Below are 21,861 nucleotides of genomic sequence, written 5' to 3' on the forward strand. Positions count from 1 at the left end.
CCTTGTTGTTCGCGAGCGGCGCACCGCGCGCCGCTTCCATCCCTAAGACGGCGGGCGCCCCGCCGTTGTGACAGGCTGATGGCGAATGGTTCGGAAACTTGCCCGGACTTGTTAACAAAAACTGTGGATAAGCTTGTGCATCACGGCTGAGCTCGCTCATCAAGGTCTTGATTTGAAAAGAAAAACTGCCGGCGCCTGCGGATCGTGCAGGCGCGCGGCAGTGGGCCCGGTTCACGCGGCCTTCTTGCGCGTGGCGGCGCTGGTCTTGCTGGCCGTCTTCTTCGCCGCGGCCGGCTTCGATGCGGCGGCCTTGGCCGCGCCGCTCTTCGGGGCGCTGCTCTTCGCGGCCGTGCGCGCCGTGCCGCTGGCGCGTGCCGAGCCAGTCCGGCTACCCGAGGTGCGGGCCGCCGGCTTCTTCGCCTTCGGGGATTCTTCCCCGTCCTTGTCCTCGTCCTCGTCCGCCTCGTCGACGGCGTCCTCGTCCTCGTCGGCCGCCGCAGCCTTCTTGCCCTTGGCCGGCTTGTTGCCCAGCGATTGCTTGAGCAGCGCCACCAGGTCGATGACATTGGAGGACGGCGCCGCCTCGCCCTCCTTGGACGGCATGGTGATCGACTTGGTCTGGCCCGCCTTGACCTTCTTTTCCACCAGCTTCAGCACGTCTTCCTTGTAGGTGTCGTGGTACTGGCTGGGGTCCCAGTCCTCGCTCATGCCTTCCACCAGCGAGAGGGCCATCTGCAATTCCTTGTCCGAGATGCCGGCCGCCTTGATGCCCTTGGCCGGCAGGTCGAGGCCCTCGGTGTCGCGGATCTCGTCGGCATAGCGCAGGGTGTTCATGATGATGCCGTCCTCGGTGGCCACCAGCGCGCACAGGTGCTGCTTGGTGCGGATCACCACCGTGGCGATGCCCACCCGGCCGGCGCGGCGCAGGGTCTCGCGCAGCAGGGCGTAGACCTTGGCGCCGCCGCGGCCGGGCGCCAGGTAGTACGGCGTCTCGTAATAGGTCAGCGGCACGTCCTCGGCGTTGACGAAGGCGAGGATGTCGATCGTCTGCGTGGCCTTCACATTGGCCTGCTTCAGGTCTTCGTCGGACAGCACCACGTATTCGCCGGCCGTGTATTCATAGCCCTTGATGATGTTGTCCCAGGCGACTTCCTTGCCGTTGCCCTTGTTGTAGCGCTTGAAGCCGATGGGCGAGAAGTCGCGCTTGTCGAGCATGGTCAGGTCCAGCTCGTTCTGCTTCACGGCCGAGTACAGGTCGACCGGAATGTGGACCAGGCCGAAGCTGATGGCGCCTTTCCAGAGCGAGCGGGCCATGGTCGCGCTCCTAGCCCACGCTGCCGGTCACCGGCAGCACGATGCCCGTGATGTAGCTGGCGCACGCGGGGGAGGCCAGGAACACATAGGCGGGCGAGAGCTCCTCGGGCTGGGCGGGGCGCTTCATGTCGGTGCTGGCGCCGAACTCCTTGATCTTGTCCGGTGTCTGGTCGGCCGGGTTCAGCGGCGTCCACACGGGGCCGGGGGCCACGGCGTTGACGCGGATGCCTTTCTCGACGAGGCTCGAGGCCAGCGACATCGTGAACGCGTGGATCGCGCCCTTGGTGGCCGAGTAGTCGAGCAACTTGGCCGAGCCGCGCAGGCCGACGACCGAGCCGGAGTTGATGATGGCCGACCCTTTCTTCAGGTGCGGCAGCGCCGCCTTGGCCATGTAGAAGTAGCCGTAGATATTCGTCTTCATCGTCAGGTCGAGGCGCTCCTCGGTGATGTCCTCCAGCGAATCGGCGTGTTCCTGGAAGGCCGCGTTGTTGACGAGGATATCGAGCTTGCCGAAAGTCTTGACGGTTTCCTCGACGGCGCGCTTGCAGAATTCCGGCTCGCGCACATCGCCGGGCAGCAGCAGGGCGCGGCGGCCTTCCGCCTCGATATGGCGTCGCGTTTCCTCGGCATCCTGCTGCTCGTCGGGCAGGTAGATCAGCGCCACGTCGGCGCCTTCCCGCGCATACAGCACGGCCACCGCGCGGCCGATCCCCGAGTCGCCGCCCGTCACGATGGCCGACATGCCTTCGAGCTTGCCGCTGCCTTTATAGCCGGGGGCGAGGAATTGCGGTTTCAGTTCCATCTCGGCTTCGATGCCGGGCTTGTCCAGGTGCTGGTCGGGCAGCGGGGTCGACGGGAACTCGTGGGTGCCGGCCTGCACCGCCTGCTCTTCCTTCTGCTGGTTGCCCTGCTGGGCCTTCGCCGAGTCTTTCTGGTCCTGCTGCTGCTGGATCTCACGCTGCAGGTTGCCTACGTCTTGTGCCTTGTTTTCGGAATTGGACATTTCGCTGTTCTCCCAAAGATCGAGCGAACAGTATTGGCAACCTTGCATTGTCGCTCCGTGCGGTTCCGCACAGATGCGGTGCTCGTGCCAGGGGCGGGCTTCACTTTTCCCATGCGACCCGTCTGCGGCCGAGCTCGTGTCTCCTTGGTGCCTGGCACCAGGGAGACACGAGCTCATCCTTTGGGGAGGGCGGCTGGCGTGTTAGGCTTGCGCCTTCGATTGTCATAACAGGTTTCGAAGGCATGCTGGATTGGCTCAGACACTATCGCCGCGCGGCGTTGCCCGGGGATATCGGCGCGGGTGTCGTCGTGGCGATGATGCTGGTGCCGCAGGGAATGGCGTACGCATTGGTGGCCGGCCTGCCGCCGGTGGCGGGGCTGTACGCGAGCATCCTGCCGCCGCTTGTCTACGCGCTGTTCGGCAGCAGCATGACGCAGTCGGTGGGACCGATGGCCATCGTGTCGCTGATGACGGGGGCGGCGATCGCGCCGCTGTCGCACGGCGCACCCGGCTTGCACGGCGTGCTGGCGGCGCAGCTGGCGCTGGTGGCGGGCGGCGTGCTGCTGCTGTGCGGCCTGCTGCGGCTGGGCTTCCTGGCTAACTTCTTTTCCCGGCCGGTGATGAGCGGCTTCACGGTCGGGTCATCGCTCGTCATCGCCTGGGGGCAGGTGAAGCCGCTCCTGGGCGGCCCGCTCCAGCATCCGCATCTGCCCAGCACGCTCCTTGGCGGCGCATCCCTGGCCTTGCTGCTGCTGGCGCGCAGCCACCTGGCCGGCTTGCTCAAGCGGACCGGCATGAAAGCCGCCGCGGCGGACGTGCTGGCCAAGCTCGCACCGATGGCGGTGGTGTTGGCCGCCACCGCGTTCGTGGCGGCGTATGGCGCGCATGGCATCCACCTGACAGGGCCGGTGCCCGGCGGCTTGCCGCGACTGAACCTGGCCACGTCCCCGGAGCATTGGCGCGCGCTGCTGCAACCGGGCCTCTTGATCGGCTTCGTGGTTTTCCTGATGAGCATGAGCGCCGCGCAAACGCTGGCGCAGAAGCGCGGCGAAAAGCTCGTGTCGAACCGCGAACTGGTCGGGCTGGGCGCCGCCAATGTCGCCAGCATGGCGTCCGGTGGCTTCCCCGTCACGGGCAGCCTGTCCCGCTCGGCGGTCAATTTCGCCGCCGGCGCCCACACGCCGCTGGCCAGCGTCATTTCGGCGGTGCTGCTGGCCGTGGCGCTGACCCTGCCCACCGGCTGGCTCGCGCTGCTGCCGTTGCCCACGCTGGCGGCCACGATCATCGTCGCCGTGCTCGGCATGCTGGAACTCGACACCCTGAAGACGGCCTGGCGCTACGACCGGGGCGACGCGCTGGCCTGGCTCGTCACCTGCGTTGGCGTGCTGGCGCTGGGCGTGGAGGCGGGCGTGATCGTCGGTGTCGTCGTGTCGATGGGCACGCTGATCTGGCGCGCCAGCCGCCCGCACATCGCGGTGCTGGGCCGCATTCCCGGCACCGAGCATTTCCGCAATGTCGACCGCTATGCCGCCACGCGCTGCGAGTCCGTGCTGATCCTGCGCATCGACGCCAATCTGTTCTTCGGCAACGTGGAATCGGTCAACGAGCGCATCGAGGATGAGTTGCGCGCCCACCCGGCGACGCGCCACCTGGTGCTGTCGATGCTGGCCGTCAGCTCGATCGACACCACGGCGCTGTTCGCGCTGGCCGAACTCAATGCCAGCCTGCGCGCGCGCGGCATCGGCCTGCACCTGGCCGAAGTCAAGGGCCCCGTCATGGACCGCCTGCGCGACAGCACCCTGCTGGACCAGCTGAACGGCAAGCTGTTCCTCAGTACCGCGATGGCCAGCGATCACCTGAACGCCGAGAACAAGGAAAAACGATGAAGAAGACCAGCGCGGCCCTTGCCGCGTGCCTGCTGTTCGCCGCCGCCGCCCACGCGGCGCCAACGGGCAGCGCGCCCGCCGATGCCGACCTGCGCCTGCGCGCGATCTACGAGACCGAGTGGCAATGGCGCCAGCAGCAGCGTCTGGAGAACGAGGAAGACGACACGAGCGGCATCCGCGCCAGCCTGCCGAAGGTGGACGCGGCCACGCAGCAGGCCCGCCGCGCCCGCTGGGAAAATGTGTTGAAGCAGCTCGACGGTATCGCCGTGGACGAGCTGTCCCAGGCCGAGCGTGTCAATTATGCCGTGTACCGCGCCCAGGTGGCGGCGCTGGTGGCGAACATCGCTTTTCGCGAATACGAAAAGCCGCTGAACGCCGATTCCTCGTTCTGGTTCAACATGACTTACGAAGCGAGCAAGCCGTTCCGCACGAAGGCCGACTACGAGAACTACGTGGCCCAGCTGAACGACGTGCCGCGCTACTTCAACGAGGAGGTCGCCAATATGCGCACGGGCCTGGCGCGCGGCTTCACGCCGCCGAAGGTCACGCTGGCCGGGCGCGACGCCACGATCACGGCCGTGGTCGACGCCAGGCCCGAGGCCACGCCGTTCTATGCGCCGTTCAAGACGATGCCGGCAGCGATTCCGGCCGGCGAGCAGGCCAGGCTGCGCGCCGCCGCCCTGCGGGCCATCCGCGACCGCGTGACCCCGGCCCACGCCGAACTGCGCAAGTTCATGCGCGACGAGTATGTGCCGCGCGCCACGGACAACCTCGCCGCCGAAAGCCTCCCGGACGGGAAGGCGTATTACCAGTCGAAGATCGCCGAGTACACGACGACCGATCTCAAGGCCGAGGAAATCCACCGCATCGGCCTTGCCGAGATGGCCAGGATCCGCGCCGAGATGGCCCAGGTGATGAAGGAGGTGAAGTTCGACGGCGACCTGTCGGCTTTCCTGGCATTCCTGCGCACCGACTCGCGCTTCTATGCGAAGACACCGGAAGAACTGTTGATGCGCGCCGCCTGGATCGCCAAGAAATTCGATGGCAAGGCCGAGCGGTATTTCGGCCGCCTGCCGCGTAGCCGCTTCGCCATCATTCCCGTGCCGCCGGACCAGGCGCCGCACTATACGTCCGGCCGCGGCGGCCCCGGTGTCTACCTCGTCAACACCTACGATCTGCCATCGCGCGCGCTGTACAGCCTTCCCGCGCTGACCTTGCACGAATCGGCCCCCGGCCACGCGTTCCAGATGCCGGTGGCGCTGGAGCAGGGCGGCCGCCCGGCCTTCCGCAACGCCTATATCTCGGCCTTTGGCGAAGGGTGGGCGCTGTACTCGGAGCGGCTCGGCACGGAGATGGGCATCTACGAGACGCCCTACGAAGTGTTCGGCATGCTCAGTTACCAGGCGTGGCGCGCGTCCCGCCTCGTCGTCGATACGGGCATCCACGCCAGGGGCTGGACGCGCGAGCAGGCGCAGCGCTACCTGATGGACAACACCGCGCTGTCCCGGCACGAGGTGGAAACGGAAGTGGACCGCTACATTTCCTGGCCGGGGCAGGCGCTGTCGTATTACCTGGGGCAGATGGCGATCATCGAGGCGCGCAGATCGGCCGAGGCGGCGCTGGGCGAGCAGTTCGACATCCGCGCCTTCCACGACACGGTGCTGGAGCTCGGCTCGGTGCCGCTGCCGGTGCTGAAGGCGCGGATCGAGCGGTTCATCCGCGAAGGGGGCAGGGGACCGTACTGAGCGTGAGTGAGAATTGGCGAGTTTTCCGGACCTGTAAAAATGATAAATTGGCAATTTTTATCACAGGTTCATGTTCATGTCTCCGCTGCACTCTCCCTTCGCCCCCCTCGCCGCGGCCTTTCTGCTCGCTCACGCGAATCCCGTGCTCGCCACCGATTGCGTGACGGAGTTCCGCGTCGGCGCGGCGCCCGACCACGGCACGGCCTTCACCGGATTTTCTTCGCAGCCGGGTAGTGCCGAGGCCCATTTCGCCGCCGTCCAGGCGGTACTGGAGCGCGAGGGCTGGTCCGTGACGACGAAGGATGCGGTCAACCGCGCGGTCCTGGCGAGGAACGGCCAGCGCACGGCCGGCGGCAAGACCGGCACCCTGGGCTTGTCGTTTGCCGACGCGCAGGGCGGCGGCGTATCCGTGGCCCTCATGTACAACAATCCGCCCGGCGTGCAGTCGCCGGCGGCCGCCGTGCGCGAACAGTTCTGCAAGATCGCGACCGGCGTCGCCACCGCGGCGGCTCCGCAAGACGGCACCATGCCCGCGGCAGCCGCACCGGCGGAGGGCGCGGCGGGACGACAGCTCTGCCTTGCCAGGGCCTGCCTGGGAATGACCGCGGCGCAGGTGGCCGCGCTGGACCTGCAGCCGCCGCCGACCGTCAAGTTCCGTTTCCATGCCGGCTATGACAATGCCTACGGGCTGGACCCGGCCGGCGGCCGGGTGACGTTTTCCGACATGGGGGAGGTCGACAGCAAGCTGCTGCGCCAGTTCGCTTCCACCGTGAAGACGATTTGCGCGATGAGCTTCGCCAGTGCCCGCCTCAGGGCAAGCGATGGCCAGCCGATCCGGCTCGTCCTGCGTCCCACGATCAGGGATGGAAAGGGCGTCCTGGTCCTGACCCAGATCGACCGCTCGCTGCCGGCCAATTTGAGCGCGTCGGAGCGGCAGCGTTTCGAAGCGGCGCCACGGGCCCAGTATGGCGACGCCTTCAGCGCCGCCTTTCCCACCACGTTCAGCGAACCGGCTGCCGGGATCGAGGAGGGCGGAACGGGCCGCGCGTTACGGCTGAGCCTGCCGCACGAAACGAATGTGGCGGCGCAACTGCTGGAGCAACCCGGCTGCTCCGCGACACCGCGGCTCGATTGATACCGGGCGCTGGGGGCGGGGTGGAGTGTGGTGCCGGCGCACCATATCGGCACTCCATACCGCGGCGCGACCACTGAAGCGTACACATTGGTGCGAAAAGATAATATATTTGTGAAAGATTGTGTTATTGCTCAGTGGACACTGAGCAACGCATTGATTGTTTCTCCACTACAACGGAACCACACCATGCCGCTCTACCAGATCTGGTACAACGACAATGACAACCCCCTGGTCGTCGACACGCCCTACCGCCTGCGCGATATCGAAATCGCCGGCGAAATCGTCCGCAATGAACACCGCCAGAACCGCCAGAGCGCCGATCCCGCCGGCCTGACGGTGCGCGAATTCCTTCGCGTAAACGGCCTGCGCAACGTGCGTTACACGCTCGACGAAAGCGAGCCGGTCGACCTGAAGTAAGTTTTTTTCCTCTACAATGCACCACGGCAGTGCGCATGCTCTGCCGTGGTGCATCGCGGGGCGTCCCTGCCCCAAAAATGCTGGCACGTAACTTGCTCGGAGTACAGGGTTATCATTGATCTACCCTTTATGCCCGACTGTACGGAACGCCTGCCCCTCCCGTCCGCCGACGCGACTCCCCAACATGGCGCGTGGCAGGCAAAGCTCACGCTGGCGTTTACCCGCGATAGCGATACCACGCGCCTGACCCGCCGCGAGCACCGTGGCCCGCTGCGCGTGCAAAAGCCGCTGTATCCCGAAGACCCGGCCGTTTGCCATGCGATCGTCGTGCACCCCCCCGGCGGTGTCGTGGGCGGCGATGAACTTGCCATCGATGCCGTGCTTCAACCGAATGCCTGGGCCGTGCTGACCACGCCCGGCGCCGGCAAGTGGTACCGCGCCAACGGTCGTGTGTCGCGCCAGCGCGTCAATCTGGCGGTGGCGGCCGGCGGCGTGCTCGAATGGCTGCCGCAGGAAACCATCTTCTTCGACGACGCCCACGTGGAGCTCGAGCACCACGTGACGCTGGCGCCCGACGCGAACTATCTCGGCTGCGAGATCCTGTGCCTGGGGCGCCGCGCCTCCGGCGAATCGTTCGCGACCGGGCGCGTCGGCCAGCGCACGTCCGTGCGGCGCGGTGGCCGCCTGCTGTGGTGGGAGCAGGGCGCGCTGACGCCCGCGGCCGTCGCCAGTCCGCTGGGCCTGGCCGGGCACACCGTGTCCGCCATGCTGCTGGCCGTTGGCAGGCCGGTCCCGAGCGACACCGTGGCCGCGCTGCGCGCGCTGGCGGACGGCCCGTGCTGGGGCGTGACGCAGATGAAGAACGTGCTGTGCGTGCGCTGGCTGGGCCACGACAGCGAGGCCGCGCGCGAGCTGATGCTGGCAGCCTGGCGCATCGTGCGCCCGGCCGTGCTGGGGCGCGAGGCGATCGACCTGCGCAGCTGGCGCACCTGAAGAAAGAATCCCATGGACCTGACTCCCCGCGAAAAAGACAAGCTGCTGATTTTTACGGCCGGCCTGCTGGCCGAACGCCGCCTGGCACGCGGCCTGAAACTGAATTACCCCGAAGCGGTGGCGCTGATCACGGCCGCCATCATGGAAGGCGCGCGCGACGGCAAAAGCGTCGCGCAGCTGATGTCCGAGGGCACGCAAATCCTGACCCGCGACCAGGTAATGGAGGGCATCCCCGAGATGATCCCCGATATCCAGGTCGAAGCGACTTTCCCGGACGGGAGCAAGCTGGTGACCGTCCACAACCCGATACCGTGAGGTGAAACATGATCCCGGGTGAATACAAACTGAACGACGGCGAGCTGCCGATCAACGATGGCCGCGAGACCGTGACCATCGTCGTCGCCAACGTGGGCGACCGCCCGATCCAGGTCGGCTCGCATTTTCACTTCTTCGAGGCGAACAACGCGCTGTCGTTCGAACGCTGGAAGGCCTACGGCAAGCGGCTCAACATCCCGGCCGGCACGGCCGTGCGCTTCGAGCCGGGCCAGCAACGCACCGTGGAACTGATCGCGGTGCAGGGCGACCGCGAAGTCTATGGCTTTGCCGGCCAGGTCATGGGCAAGCTGAAGGACAACCCCGATCAGTCGGAATAAAAACAGCAGAATAAGGAGATCAGATGGCAACCATTTCCCGCCGCGCCTACGCGGAGATGTACGGGCCCACCACGGGTGACCGCATCCGCCTCGCGGACACGGAGCTGTTCATCGAGATCGAGAAGGACTACGCCATCTACGGCGAGGAAGTGAAATTCGGCGGCGGCAAGGTGATCCGCGACGGCATGGGCCAGTCGCAGCGCGTGCATGCCGACGTGATGGACACGGTGATTACCAATGCCGTGATCGTCGACCATTGGGGCATCGTGAAGGCCGACATCGGCCTGAAGGATGGCCGGATCGCCGGCATCGGCAAGGCCGGCAACCCGGATATCCAGCCGGGTGTGACGATGGCGATCGGCGGCGCCACCGAAATCATCGCCGGCGAGGGCATGATCGTGACGGCGGGCGGCATCGACAGCCACATCCACTTCATCTGCCCGCAGCAGATCGAGGAAGCGCTCATGAGCGGCGTAACGACGATGCTGGGCGGCGGCACCGGCCCGGCCGTCGGCACGGCGGCGACGACCTGCACGCCGGGTCCCTGGCACATCCATTCGATGCTGCAGGCGGCCGACGCGTTCCCGATGAACCTGGGTTTTCTCGGCAAGGGCAATGTCTCGCTGCCCCGCCCCCTCGAGGAGCAGGTGGAGGCGGGCGCCATCGGCATGAAGCTGCACGAGGACTGGGGCAGCACGCCGGCGGCGATCGACAATTGCCTGTCCGTGGCCGAGCGGATGGACGTGCAGGTGGCCCTGCACAGCGACACGCTGAACGAGGGCGGCTTCCTCGAAGAGACGCTGGCCGCGTTCAAGGACCGCACCATCCACACCTTCCATACCGAAGGTGCCGGCGGCGGCCATGCGCCGGACATCATTGCCGCCGTGGGCGAATCGAACGTGCTGCCGTCGTCGACCAATCCCACGCGGCCCTACACGGTCAATACGCTGGATGAGCACCTCGACATGCTGATGGTGTGCCACCACCTCGATCCGGCCATCGCCGAGGACGTGGCGTTCGCCGAATCGCGCATCCGGCGCGAGACGATCGCCGCCGAGGATATCCTGCACGATATCGGAGCGATATCGATGATGTCGTCCGACTCGCAGGCCATGGGCCGGGTGGGCGAGGTGGTGCTGCGCACCTGGCAGACGGCGCACAAGATGAAGGTGCAGCGCGGCGCGCTCCCCGAGGATTCGGCGCGCAACGACAACTTCCGCGTCAAGCGCTACATCGCCAAGTACACGATCAATCCGGCCATCACGCACGGCATCTCGCACGTCGTCGGCTCGCTGGAAGCCGGCAAGATCGCCGACATCGTGCTGTGGAAGCCGGCCTTCTTCGGCGTGAAGCCGTCGATGATCCTGAAGGGCGGCATGATCGCGGCGGCGCAGATGGGCGATCCGAACGCCTCGATTCCCACGCCGCAGCCCGTGCACTACCGCATGATGTTCGGCGCCTTTGGCGGCGGCCTGAAGAAGTCGTTCACCTTCGTATCGCAAGCGGCCTTCGATGCCGGCATCGGCGAGCGGCTCGGCCTCGCCAAGCCGGTGATCGCCGTGAAGAACACCCGCAATATCCGCAAGCGCGACATGATCCACAACGGCCTGGCGCCGGTGATGGAAGTCGATCCCGAAACCTATGAAGTACGCGCCGACGGGCGGCTGCTGGTGTGCGAGCCCGCCGCCGTCCTCCCCATGGCGCAACGTTATTTCCTGTTCTAAATCACAGCCGAACCTATGCTCACTCTTCACACCAAATTGACGAACGCCGAGCGTATCGACGCCTCGCTCGTGCTGCCCTATGAACTGCGTGAAAAATGCCGGCTGCGCGCCACCCTCGACACGGGCGAGGAGGTGGCGATCTTCACCGTGCGCGGCACCGTGCTGCGCGGCGGCGACCTGTTGACGGGCGAGGATGGCCGCGTGGTGAAGGTGGTAGCGGCACCGGAGGCGACCTACCGCGTGACCGCGCCGGACGCCCAGGCGCTGCTGCGCTGCGCCTTCCACCTGGGGAACCGCCACACGCAGGCGCAGGTGGAAGCGGGCTACCTGCGCATCCGCGCCGATGCCGTGCTGCGCGAGATGCTGTACGGCCTGGGCGCCACGGTGATCGCGGAGCAGGCGCCGTTCGAACCCGAATCCGGTGCTTATTCAGCTGGATTCGGCGGCGGCCACCATCACCACGACCACGGTGCCGGTCCTCTGGCGCCGATCCCGCTGCGGCAGAAGATCCACCGGCCGGGCGATCCGAAGGAGGGCGCGTCATGATCGCCGCCGCCCAGCTGTTGCACCTGCTGCAGTTCGCCAGCCCGCAACTGCCGATCGGTGCCTATAGCTACTCGCAGGGGCTGGAGGCGGCGCTGGAGCAGGGGCTCGTCAAGGATGCGGCCGGGGCGCATGCGTGGATCGCCCGGCAGTTGCACGAGGTCGTGGCGCGCTGGGAAGCGCCGCTGTGCTGGCGCCTGATGCAGGCGTTCACGCAGCGCGACGCGCAGCGCGTGGCCGAGCTGACGGAACAGGCCATCGCTTCGCGCGACACGGCGGAATTTCGCGCCGAGACCGTGCAGATGGGCTATTCGCTGGCGCGGCTGATCGAGGAGCTGGGCATTGCCGACGAAGGCGCGCTGGCCATGCTGAAGGATGCCGGCGAGGTGCCCCTGGTGTCGGCATACGCGTGCGCCGTGGCCGCGCTGGGCATCCCGCACGAGGAAGCCTTGCTGGCGCTGTTGTTCTCGTGGGTCGAGAACCAGGTGCTGGTGTGCGTGAAGTCGGTGCCGCTGGGGCAGGTGGCCGGGCAAAGGCTGCTGCTGTCGCTGCGGCCCGAGATCGAGGCGGCGGCGCTGTGCGCGCAATCGCTGGCCGAACATGAATTGTCGAACTGGACGCCGGGGCTGTCGCTGCTGTCGATGCGCCACGAAGTGCAGTACAGCCGGGTTTATCGTTCCTGATTACCGGTCCTGGAATTTTATGGAGATTTCAATGGTGGTTCAATCCAATCCACTGCGCGTGGGCATCGGCGGGCCGGTCGGCTCGGGCAAGACCGCGCTGTGCGAAATGCTGTGCAAGCGCATGCGCGACTCGGTCGACATGGCCGTCATCACGAACGATATCTATACCCGCGAGGACATGGAAATCCTGCTGCGCGCCGAAGCGCTGCCGGCCGAGCGGCTGATGGGAGTCGAGACGGGCGGCTGCCCGCATACGGCGATCCGCGAGGATGCGTCGATCAACCTGGAAGCCATCGCGCGCATGCAGGCCGATTTCCCCGACCTGGAGCTGATCCTGGTCGAATCCGGCGGCGACAACCTGGCCGCCACCTTCAGCCCGGAACTGTCGGACCTGACGATCTACGTGATCGACGTGGCCGGCGGCGAAAAGATCCCGCGCAAGGGCGGGCCCGGCATCACACGCTCGGACCTGCTCATCATCAACAAGACCGACCTGGCACCGCACGTGGGCGCCAACCTGGACATCATGGCGGCCGATGCGAAACGCATGCGCGGCGAGCGGCCGTTCGTGTTCACCAACCTGCGCAGCGGCGAGGGGGTGGACAAGGTCATTGCATTCATCCGCGAACAGGGCCTGCTGGGGCAGGGCGCGGTCCACGCACGATAATCACGAGGAGAGATATGAAAAAACTGTTCGCCACCGCCGTCCTGCTGGCCGCCAGCGTGCCCGCGCTGGCCCACCCGGGCCATGCCGAATTGGGGTTTGCCGAGGGCGTGCTGCACCCGCTCACCGGCATCGACCACCTGCTGGCGCTGCTCGCAGCCGGCATCTGGAGCGTGCGCCAGCAGCGTGCCGAAGGCCTGAACTTGCGCGCCCGGCGGCAATCGCTGGCGCTGCCGGCCGTCTTCCTGGCGATGATGGGAGCCGGCGCCGCGGCCGGCATGGCGGGGCTGCACATTCCCGGGCTGGAAAGCGGCATCGCGTTGACCGTGATGCTGACGGGGGCGCTGGTCGCCGCCGCCGTCAAGCTGCCGGCCTGGACCGGTGCCGCACTGCTGGGCAGCTTCGCCGTCCTGCACGGCAACGCCCACGGCCTGGAATTGCCGCACGCGGCCAGCGCCGCCGGCTACCTCGGCATGAGCGCGCTGCTGCTGGGCGCCGGCCGGGCAATCGGCACCCTGCCGCTGGCCCGCCTCGCCGGCGGCGCCATCGCCGCCGCGGGCCTGGGCATGCTGGCGCTGGCCTGAGCAATAGTTGCCCAAAAAACAGGGACTGTCCCCGACTTTGGGGAACAGCCAGCAAAATCAGAGAGTTATGGTTTGAGCTGCAATTGCTGAGCTGGTCGCAAAACAACAGAGTTGCCTGAAACCGTGCCGTTAACGCGGCTCCTTGCGCCGCTCGCCAAGCACGATGGGCGCGGCGTTCTCGGGATGCTTGCCCTGGTGCCCCTCATACACGGCACGGATCGCGGCCATGTCGCGCTCCGGGTCGCCCGTCATCCATAGCTGGTCCGTCACGCGCAGCACCTTGTTCGGGTAGTCCAGGTAGACGAGCACCAGCGGCACCTTTGCTTCCAGCGCCAGGTGATAAAAGCCGCTCTTCCAGTTCGGCCGGTAGCCGCGCGTGCCTTCGGGCGTGATGGCGAGCCAGTACCAGTCGGCGGCCAGCATGCGCTCGGCCTGGGCGCGGATCATCCCCTGCGGCGCGGTGCGGTCCACCGGCTGGCCGTTGAGCCAGCGGAACCAGCGGCCGAGCACGGGGATGCGGAACAGCGAATCCTTGGCCAGCCAGCGGAACGGCAAGTCCAGCGCCCACTTGCCGAACAGTCCAACGAGGAAATCCCAGTTCGACGTGTGCGGATAGACGACCACGATGCCGCGCGGGCCGGGCAGGGGCCGGTACAGCATCTTCCAGCCGAAGAAATGCAGAACTCGCAAGGACAGCCGCTGTCCAAAGGTAGGCAGCTGGGTTGCCCGCAGCCGGTGGTCGTTGATTCCCTGGTCGTTCATTTCGTGTCCTGACGTGTTGGCGCGGGGCACCGCGTTGCCCAGCCTGGAATTGCGGTGCCGCGCCATGCCGGCTTTTCACTTCGTGAAAACCGCGGACGGCATTCTATCCCTGCCGATCCGGTGCGGCAAGGCGCCCGCGGGCGGTATTGCGCGAACTGCAAGGATGCGCCGATCGCCGCGCAGGCGTGGCGCCGGCGGACAAGACTGCAGGACGGATCGATGCGAAGCGCCGTGACCGGCGGCGACCAGCGCGGCTTTGTCTCCCCACAACCACCGTGTGCCACATGTTGACGAGAAAACTACTCTGCATGCCCGCGCCCGACCCCGCAACCGGGGTAATGCTGCGCGCGGCCGCCGATTTCGACGTGCGCACGGCGCGCGACCCTGCCCAGGCACGCGAGTTTCTCCGCGCGCACCCGGTGCCCGTCGCCATCGTCGTGCTCGGCAGACCAGTGGGGACAAGGGCACTGGAGGAACTGTTGCGCGAACATCCGCGCACCCGGTGGGTCGCGCTGTGCAGCCCCGCCGCGCTGGACGACGCCGCGTGCCGCCGCCTGGTTGCCGAGCATTGCATCGATTTTCACACCGCCCCCGTCGAGGCGGCGCGGCTGAGGCAGACACTGGGCCACGCCCATGGCATGGCGAGGCTGGAGGCCGCGCTTGCCACGCAGCCCCGCGCAGCGGAGCCGCCGGCGGCCGAGTCGCAGTTCGCCCGCCTGACGGGCAACAGCGAAGCGATCGCGCGGCTGCGGCGGCAGTTGCGCAAGGTGGCGGCCGCCGATGCGCCAGTGCTCATCTGGGGCGAAAGCGGCACCGGCAAGGAGCTGGCCGCCCGCTCCGTGCATGAAGGGTCGGCGCGCGCGGCGGGCCCCTTCGTGCCGATCAATTGCGGCGCGATCCCCGCCAACCTGGTGCAGTCCGAGCTGTTCGGCCACGAGCGGGGCGCGTTCACCGGTGCCGGGCGGGCACGCCCCGGGTTGATCGAGTCGGCCGCCGGCGGCTCGGTCTTCCTCGACGAGATCGGCGACCTGCCGCTCGACATGCAGGCCAACCTGCTGCGCTTCCTGCAGGAAAAGACCATCTACCGCCTGGGCGGCACCCGGCCGCTGCCGGTCGACGTGCGCGTGATCGCGGCGTCCCACGTGCGGCTGGAAGAAGCGGTGGCGCGCGGCACATTCCGCGAAGACCTGTACTACCGCCTCAACGTGCTGGCGCTGGAAATGCCGGCGCTGCGCGAGCGGCGCGAGGACGTGCCCGCGCTCGCCGAAACCTTTTTCCGCGACCATGCGCGCGAGCGCTCGGCGCACGTGCGCGGCTTTTCGCACGGCGCGCTGGAAGCGATGCGCGCCCATCACTGGCCCGGCAATGTGCGCGAACTGCATAACCGCGTGCGGCGCGCCGCCGTGATGGCGGAAGGCAGGCTGATTCAACCCCACGACCTGGGGCTGGACACCGCGGCCATGCCCCCGCTGCCCCTGCATGGCGCCCGAGTGCAGGCCGAACGGCGCGTCATCGAGGCCGGCCTCGGTGCCGGCAAGAGCATCACCCACGTGGCGCGCGAGCTGGGCGTCTCGCGCATGACCGTGTACCGGCTGATGGCCAAGCACCGCATCGCTCCGCCGGCGCGCAAGCGCGAGCCCTAGGGAAGCGCTGATTTATTCATGGCGGCGATCTTGGCCCTGAAAAACGCGCCCAGCTGCGGCACAAATGGCCCGCCATACCGGCGGCCGCACCCCCCAGTATGACGGGCCATTTGCGTCTTGCTGGACACGCTTTTCAGGACCAATCTCATCCACCAGCAATAAATCAGCGCTTCCCTAGGCGCCGGAGCAGCGGCCGCGTTCGCCGCACTGTGGGCTGTCACGCGAATGTGACAGACGATTCGCCAGCTGTACTGAAAGGGGCGGACGGCAGCCCGGCAGTTCCAGCGCCGCGTTCGCTTGTTACTCCTGAGTGACACAGGGCGTCCGCGGCGCCCAGCCCTCGCCGTGGAAGTCCAACGATTTCAACCATTTAGCACGATCGCAGGCTCATGGCACCAAGCTTGCGATAAGTCGCTGGCGCGGCGAACCCGCGCGTATCGGGTCGACCCGATAGACAAGCCCAGATGGCCCAACCCTTTCAGCGAGGATATTCAAATGAAGAAAACCATGCTTGCCACGGCGATCACGCTAGCCTGCGGCGGGGCGTATGCCCAGGCGACCGACCCCGCGTCGGCCGTAACGCAAAGCGGCGCGGGAGCCCACGCCAACGACGGTTCCACGGCGACCATCGACAACAGCTACCGCGACACCAGCTCCAACCGTGACAACACGCAGGCCAACAACAATAACAACAGCACCGGCTACGCGAGCGCCCTTGCCACCGGCGCCGCTTCCGCCAACAACGGCGCCACCGCCACCGCCAACCTCGACAACGCCTTCAATACTTCGACCGCCACCGCGAACAGCACGCTGACGGGCACCGTCAGCGGCAATACCGTGCAAAACATCGGTAATGTCGCCACCAACAACGGTGGCGCCAACGGCGCCAATGGCACCGGCGGCGTCGGCGGCGCTGGCAACGGCGGCAATGGTGCCGCCACGGCAGGTGCCGGCGGCGCCGGCAACGGCGCGGCCGGCGCGAGCGGCGGTGCCGGCGGTGTCGCCACCATCGGCAACGCCGCGGGTGGGGCGGGCACGGGTGGCCAGGCCTACGGAGGCAATGCCACGAATGGCGCCGTCAACGGTGGCGCCGGCGGGGGCGGCGGCTACGCTTCGGGCGCCACCACGGGTGCCGGTGGCGCGGGTGGCGCGGGCGGCTATGGCGGCGCCGGCGGCGCCAGCTCCGATGGCTATGGTGGCGCGGGCGGCGCCGGCGCGGCGGGTGGCACCGGTAACGGCGGGGCCGGTGGGTTGGCCGGCGCGGCCACCGGTGGCGCCGGCGGCAGCAGCGGCAATGCAACCGGCGGCGCCGGCGGCAATGGCGGTGCCACGGGCGCCGCAAGCGGCGGTGCGGGCGGCAGCGGCGGCCTGGGCGGCGTGGGTGGTGCCGGCGGCACGGGTGGTGGCGGTGCGGCCGGCGGCTATGCGCATTCCGGCGGCGCCGTGGTGACCAGCACGTCGACATCGGGCAATGGCACCGGCGGCAACGGCCCCGGCGGCATGGGCAGCGGTGGCGCGGGCACCGGCGGCTATGCCACCACGGGCGGCGCCACCGGTACCAACTCGAGCGGCACGCCATCCGGCGAACCGCCGCCCAGCACGGGTAACCAGACAGCCAACGGCAACGCGGGCGGGGCCACGGCGGGCGCCGGCAGCGGTGGAGCCGGGACTGGAGGTGCCGGCGGCGGCGGCGACGGCAGCGGTGGTGCGTCGAGCACCGGTGCCGGCACGGCGAATGCGGGCACGACCACGGGCGGCGCGGGCGGTGCCGGTGCGGCCGGTGGTGCCGGTGCGGCCGGCGGCGCTGGCGGCGCGGGCGGCTCCGGCGCGGCCGGCACCAACACGGCGGGTAACGGCGCGGCGGGCGGCACCAACACGTCCGGTGCCGGCGGCGCGGGGGCAACGGCCAGCACGAGCAGCGGTGCCGGTGCGGCGGGCACCGGGGGCGCGGGCGGCAATGGCGCGGCCGGCGGCAGCGGCAGCAGCACGGCGGGTGCCGGTGCCGCAGGCGGGGCCGGCGGTGCGGGTGCCGCCAGCGGTGACGCAACGAACACGGCCGGCGCCGGCGCGGCAGGCGGCGCCGGCACGGGCGGCACGGCAACGGCAGGCGCGGGTACGGGCGGCGCGGGAACGGGCGGCAGCGCAACGAATGGCAACGCCACGGCCGGTGACGGCGGGGCTGGTGGAGCCGGTGGCGCGGGCTCGGGTGGCGCGGGCGGCTCTACCGGCGCAACCACCGCCGGTGCGGGCACGGGAGGTGCCGGTGCCGGCGGAACGGGTGGCGCCGGTGGCAGCAACACGGTCAATGCCGGCACCTTCAATATGTCCAACACGATGAGCGGCGTGGCGCAATCGGCGGCGGGCATTTCCGTGATCAGCCAGAACAGCGGCATCAGCTCGCTCGTGCAGCAGGGCGTGAACGTCCAGGCGAACCTGAACCTCGGCCGCTAGGCGGCAGTGCATGCGGGCGGCCGGTGCGGCCGGCCGTCCGCCTGGTCTTCGAAGTGGTCGAATGGAGGCGACATGCACGATCGAATGAAACGAATCCGAGCAGAAGGAAGCGGGCGATGGGCGAGCCGGCCCGGCAGGGAACGGCGGGCAACACCGACAACCTGGACCCGGGGCTGCTGGCTACCCTTGCTGGGCGCCGCATGCCTGGTCGCGGCATTTCCAGCACGATCCGAGCCGGCGCGGGCGGTGCCGCCGTTCACGGTAGAGGCAGAAACCCTGGCGCTGCCGGAGGCGGTGCGTCGCTTGCCCGCGGCGCTGGCGCAAGGCGCCGGCCGCACGCCGGGCGCGCTGGGCGCGCTGGGCGATGCCAGCCTGGATGCGCTGCGCGGCGGCGCCGCGACGCCATGGAGCGACATGAGCCTGGGCGGCACGGTGGGCGGCAATACGGCGGTCAATGTCGTTACCGGCACGAACCAGATCACCGATGGAGCGTTCAGCAATGCATCGGGCCTGCCGATGGTGATCCAGAATTCGGGCGCCAACGTGCTGATCCAGAACGCCACCATCGTCAATGTGCAGGTGCGATGAAAGCGGCCTTCGCCGACCCCGCCCGGCGGAAAGGACGGGGCCGCGACGGGCGCGCGCCATCGCCGGCACCCGCGCCATCGCCGGCACGCACCGCCTCCCTCCGGCGCGCCCGGTTGGTGCCGTTCCTGCCGATGTGGCCGCCGATGTGGCGGCTGCTATTGCCGCTGATGTGGCCGCTGCGATTGCCGCTGATGCGGCCGCTGCTATTGCCGCTGATGTTGTTGCTGCCATGGTTGCCGGCCGCGGCGGCCGCGGCCGATCTGCCGTTCGCCGGTAGCGGCCCCGTCTCGCTGCGCGTCACGAGCCTGAAGGAAGCGCGCTACCTGTCCACGGTGCGCCAGCAATACGACTTCAGTTGCGGTTCGGCGGCGCTGGCCACCTTGCTGACGCACCACTACGGGTATCCGCTAAGCGAGCAGCAGGCGTTCGCCCAAATGTTCGCCCGGGGTGACCAGCAGCGCATCCGGCAGGAAGGTTTTTCCCTGCTGGACATGAAGCGTTTCCTGGCCGCGCATGGTTTCACCGCCGACGGTTTCCAGCAGCCACTGGAGAACCTCGCAAAGGCGGGGTTCCCGGCGATCGTGCTCGTTTCCGAGCACGGCTATCGCCATTTTGTCGTGGTGAAAGGGATACAGGATGGCCGCGTGCTGTTCGGCGACCCGGCAGGCGGCACGCGGGCACTGTCGCGTGCCGCATTCGAAGCGATCTGGCTGAACCAACTCTTGTTCGTGATCCATGCCCATGCGGGGAAACCGCGCTTCAATGACAAATCCGACTGGGCGGCCGCACCGCGCATGCAGCCCGGTGAAGCGCTGATGCGCGACAGCCTGCAGCGCGTGACGCTGCCCAAATTCGACGCAGGCGATTTCTGAAAGGAGAGGGGAGATGAAGAGGCCGTGGTTGCCGTGGTTCCCGGCCTGCCTGGCGGCAGGCATCGCGCTGGCGGTTCCCGCGCGCGCGGTGGAGGCACCGGCTGGATGGGTGCCGGTCGCCGAGCGCGTGCTGGACGACTCCAGGGGCGGCTTCGATACCGGCAATGGGCTGCTCGTGTCGCTGTCGGTGGGTCGGGTGCTGAGCCTGAATGGCAATGTCATCGCGAGCGGGCAACTGTCCACCGACGGCCCGGCGCTGTCGTCGTTCCAGGTGGCGCGTATCGGCGAAGGCGCCGCGTTGGTACAGGCGGCGCAACCGCTGGCGGGTCTGCTGTTGCAGAACAGCGCGAATGACCAGCTGATCCGCGGCCAGACGACGATCGCGGCCACGGTGAACAGCCTGTCGATCCTGAAGGACATGCATTTCGGCGACAGCCTGCGCCAGTCGCTGTCGAGCGCCGTCGGGCCGCGCTGAGCGGCATTCACCACCCATCGAAGGAGTCACGCATGCGGTTCGCCCAGAGCTTGCGCGCCGGTTCGGCCGGCCTGTCCATGTTCATGCTGAGCGCGCTGGCGCAGCAGCAGATGCCCCGGCCGGGCGACGGTCCCACGGTGGCGGAGCTGTCCGCCGAACTGCACCGCTTACGCCAGGAGCTGGCCGAGCAGAGCGCCTTGTTGCGCGAACTGCGCGAGACGATGGCGATGCGGCAGGCGGGCACGCCGCATGCGCCCGACGTCGAGGGGTGGGAGCTGGCGTCGGCAGGCGGCGGCGCGCCGATGCCGCGGCCGCTGCACCCGGCGGTGCTGGCGGCGATGCGCGGCGGCGGCCCCGCGCTGCAAGGGCAGCCGCAGCCGCCGCTGCCGCTGCCGCAGCCGCAAGCGCAACTGCAAGGACAGCCGCAAGCTCAGCCGCAAGCTCAGCCGCAAGCGCAGCTGCAAGGACAGTTGCAAGCGCAGTCGCAAGCACAGGCGCGGCCGCAGCCGCAGCTACAAGCGCAGTCGCAAGCCCATCCGCAATCCCAGCCGAAAGCACCGCCGCAGCCCGAGGCGCAGGCGCAGCGGCAGGCACAGTCGGCTGCCCTGCAGCCCGCCCCGCAAGGCTCGGGGAACACTGGCCCCGCTGGCGCGGCGCCGGCGGTCGGCCAGGCGCCGGCGCGCGACGCCCGGCCGCCCGAGGTGGCCCCGCTATTCGAGGCGCCCGGCGTGCTGACGGCGCGCGGCAGTACCGTGCTGGAGCCTTCCTTCCAATTCGGCTATTCGTCCAGCAACCGCGTGGCGCTGGTCGGCTACACGATCATCCCGGCGCTGCTGATCGGCCTCATCGATGTGCGCGAAGTGAAGCGCAATACGTTCACGGCGTCGCTGGCGGTGCGGCGCGGCCTGACCAACCGAACCGAGGTCGAGGTGCGCGTTCCCTATGTCTACCGGTCCGACTCCACCGTCAGCCGCGAGCTGTTCACGGGCACAGCCGTCGAGCGCGTGTTCGAGACGAGCGGCCGGGCGATCGGCGACGTGGAACTGTCGCTGCGCCATCAGTTGAACGCGGGTGGCATCGACAAGCCGTATTACGTGGCGGGCTTGCGCGTCAAGACACGCACGGGCCGCGACCCGTTCGAGGTCGTCACCGATTGCACGCGGCGCTGCGTCGGCGAAAACGTCACCGGCACGGGCTTGCCGCTCGACCTGCCCACCGGTTCCGGCTTCTACGGCGTGCAGCCCAGCCTCACGTGGCTGTTCCCCAGCGACCCGGCGATCTTCTTCGGCAGCATCAGCTACCTGCACAACTTCAAGCGCAGCAATGTCACGCGCCGCGTGGTGAACGGCGAGACGGAACCGCTGGGCGAGGTGGCACCGGGTGCCGTGATCGGCTTCAATTTCGGCATGGGCCTGGCCCTGAACGACAAGGCGTCGCTCAGCTTCGGCTATGACCACAGTTCGATGGGGCGCACCAAGCAGAATGGTGTCAACGTACCGGGATCGGTGCGCGCGCAGTTGGGTACCTTGCTGATGGGCTATTCCTATCGGCTGGACAACCGCCGCACCGTCAATGTCACCGTCGGCGCCGGGCTGACGCGCGATACGCCGGACGTATCTCTGTCGGTGCGCGTACCGGTAACGTTTTGAAATGACTGTCCAGATCCGACTATCGTCGGATGGCACTCCCTGCCTGACGATGGGGATGCCAGCATGAAAGCCGCGTT

The 21,861-nt window shown here is 68.2% G+C and carries 20 protein-coding genes and 1 pseudogene; 18 read left to right on the forward strand and 3 right to left on the reverse strand.

Annotation, left to right across the window (positions count from 1 at the left end; translation table 11 throughout):
• Positions 1 to 231: 231 nt before the first annotated feature.
• The gene (locus V6Z91_RS20995) at positions 232 to 1,314 is read right to left on the reverse strand and encodes a Ku protein (RefSeq protein ID WP_338760681.1); all 1,083 of its coding nucleotides are present in this window, start codon (positions 1,312 to 1,314) and stop codon (positions 232 to 234) included.
• Between the two features lie 10 nt (positions 1,315 to 1,324).
• On the reverse strand, positions 1,325 to 2,317 hold the full coding sequence (locus V6Z91_RS21000) for an SDR family oxidoreductase (RefSeq protein ID WP_338760684.1): 993 nt from the start codon (positions 2,315 to 2,317) through the stop codon (positions 1,325 to 1,327).
• A gap of 242 nt (positions 2,318 to 2,559) precedes the next feature.
• Between V6Z91_RS21000 and sulP the strand changes: the two genes are divergently transcribed.
• The 12 genes from sulP to V6Z91_RS21060 all read left to right on the forward strand — a co-directional run bounded on the left by sulP (position 2,560) and on the right by V6Z91_RS21060 (position 13,344).
• Complete coding sequence (gene sulP / locus V6Z91_RS21005) at positions 2,560 to 4,203, forward strand: sulfate permease (RefSeq protein WP_338760687.1); 1,644 nt, start codon at positions 2,560 to 2,562, stop codon at positions 4,201 to 4,203.
• Positions 4,200 to 5,948 carry a DUF885 family protein gene (locus tag V6Z91_RS21010; RefSeq protein WP_338760690.1) on the forward strand — a complete coding sequence of 583 codons (1,749 nt, stop codon included), beginning with the start codon at positions 4,200 to 4,202 and terminating at the stop codon, positions 5,946 to 5,948. The genes sulP and V6Z91_RS21010 overlap by 4 nt, the downstream gene beginning before the upstream one ends.
• Positions 5,949 to 6,024: 76 nt before the next feature.
• Positions 6,025 to 7,083, forward strand: a complete 1,059-nt coding sequence (locus V6Z91_RS21015; RefSeq protein ID WP_338760692.1) for a hypothetical protein — start codon at positions 6,025 to 6,027, stop codon at positions 7,081 to 7,083.
• Between the two features lie 186 nt (positions 7,084 to 7,269).
• Positions 7,270 to 7,500 (forward strand): hypothetical protein, encoded by a 231-nt coding sequence (locus V6Z91_RS21020; RefSeq protein WP_338760694.1) that lies wholly within the window; start codon positions 7,270 to 7,272, stop codon positions 7,498 to 7,500.
• 129 nt (positions 7,501 to 7,629) lie between these two features.
• Positions 7,630 to 8,493 (forward strand): urease accessory protein UreD, encoded by an 864-nt coding sequence (locus V6Z91_RS21025; RefSeq protein ID WP_338760696.1) that lies wholly within the window; start codon positions 7,630 to 7,632, stop codon positions 8,491 to 8,493.
• Between the two features lie 12 nt (positions 8,494 to 8,505).
• Complete coding sequence (locus V6Z91_RS21030) at positions 8,506 to 8,808, forward strand: urease subunit gamma (protein ID WP_338760698.1); 303 nt, start codon at positions 8,506 to 8,508, stop codon at positions 8,806 to 8,808.
• 8 nt (positions 8,809 to 8,816) lie between these two features.
• Positions 8,817 to 9,146: an urease subunit beta gene (locus tag V6Z91_RS21035; RefSeq protein WP_338760701.1), complete on the forward strand. Its 330-nt coding sequence runs from the start codon at positions 8,817 to 8,819 to the stop codon at positions 9,144 to 9,146.
• 23 nt (positions 9,147 to 9,169) lie between these two features.
• Positions 9,170 to 10,870, forward strand: a complete 1,701-nt coding sequence (gene ureC / locus V6Z91_RS21040) for an urease subunit alpha (protein WP_338760704.1) — start codon at positions 9,170 to 9,172, stop codon at positions 10,868 to 10,870.
• Between the two features lie 15 nt (positions 10,871 to 10,885).
• The gene (gene ureE, locus V6Z91_RS21045; RefSeq protein ID WP_338760707.1) at positions 10,886 to 11,416 is read left to right on the forward strand and encodes an urease accessory protein UreE; all 531 of its coding nucleotides are present in this window, start codon (positions 10,886 to 10,888) and stop codon (positions 11,414 to 11,416) included.
• Positions 11,416 to 12,096, forward strand: a complete 681-nt coding sequence (locus V6Z91_RS21050; RefSeq protein WP_338771976.1) for an urease accessory protein UreF — start codon at positions 11,416 to 11,418, stop codon at positions 12,094 to 12,096. The genes ureE and V6Z91_RS21050 overlap by 1 nt, the downstream gene beginning before the upstream one ends.
• Positions 12,097 to 12,127: 31 nt before the next feature.
• Positions 12,128 to 12,763, forward strand: a complete 636-nt coding sequence (gene ureG, locus V6Z91_RS21055) for an urease accessory protein UreG (protein WP_338760710.1) — start codon at positions 12,128 to 12,130, stop codon at positions 12,761 to 12,763.
• A 14-nt stretch (positions 12,764 to 12,777) separates the two neighbouring features.
• Complete coding sequence (locus V6Z91_RS21060) at positions 12,778 to 13,344, forward strand: HupE/UreJ family protein (RefSeq protein ID WP_338760713.1); 567 nt, start codon at positions 12,778 to 12,780, stop codon at positions 13,342 to 13,344.
• Between the two features lie 129 nt (positions 13,345 to 13,473).
• Here the strand turns inward: V6Z91_RS21060 and V6Z91_RS21065 are convergent, their stop codons facing one another.
• Positions 13,474 to 14,106 carry a 1-acyl-sn-glycerol-3-phosphate acyltransferase gene (locus V6Z91_RS21065; protein WP_338760716.1) on the reverse strand — a complete coding sequence of 211 codons (633 nt, stop codon included), beginning with the start codon at positions 14,104 to 14,106 and terminating at the stop codon, positions 13,474 to 13,476.
• Positions 14,107 to 14,414: 308 nt separating this feature from the next.
• Between V6Z91_RS21065 and V6Z91_RS21070 the strand changes: the two genes are divergently transcribed.
• The 6 genes and pseudogenes from V6Z91_RS21070 (at position 14,415) to V6Z91_RS21095 (ending at position 21,784) form a co-directional block, all read left to right on the forward strand.
• The gene (locus V6Z91_RS21070; protein WP_338760719.1) at positions 14,415 to 15,749 is read left to right on the forward strand and encodes a sigma-54 dependent transcriptional regulator; all 1,335 of its coding nucleotides are present in this window, start codon (positions 14,415 to 14,417) and stop codon (positions 15,747 to 15,749) included.
• A 495-nt stretch (positions 15,750 to 16,244) separates the two neighbouring features.
• On the forward strand, positions 16,245 to 18,200 hold the full coding sequence (locus V6Z91_RS21075; RefSeq protein ID WP_338760722.1) for a hypothetical protein: 1,956 nt from the start codon (positions 16,245 to 16,247) through the stop codon (positions 18,198 to 18,200).
• Positions 18,201 to 18,572: 372 nt separating this feature from the next.
• Positions 18,573 to 18,788 (forward strand): annotated as a pseudogene (locus V6Z91_RS21080) (hypothetical protein); the annotation flags it as partial.
• Positions 18,789 to 18,979: 191 nt separating this feature from the next.
• Positions 18,980 to 19,660, forward strand: coding sequence for a C39 family peptidase (locus tag V6Z91_RS21085; protein ID WP_338771979.1), 681 nt, complete (start codon positions 18,980 to 18,982; stop codon positions 19,658 to 19,660).
• 13 nt (positions 19,661 to 19,673) lie between these two features.
• Positions 19,674 to 20,135 (forward strand): hypothetical protein, encoded by a 462-nt coding sequence (locus V6Z91_RS21090; protein ID WP_338760725.1) that lies wholly within the window; start codon positions 19,674 to 19,676, stop codon positions 20,133 to 20,135.
• A gap of 32 nt (positions 20,136 to 20,167) precedes the next feature.
• Positions 20,168 to 21,784, forward strand: coding sequence for a hypothetical protein (locus tag V6Z91_RS21095; protein ID WP_338760728.1), 1,617 nt, complete (start codon positions 20,168 to 20,170; stop codon positions 21,782 to 21,784).
• Positions 21,785 to 21,861 lie beyond the last annotated feature (77 nt).

Source organism: Massilia sp. METH4, assembly GCF_037094685.1.
GTDB lineage: Bacteria > Pseudomonadota > Gammaproteobacteria > Burkholderiales > Burkholderiaceae_D > Rugamonas.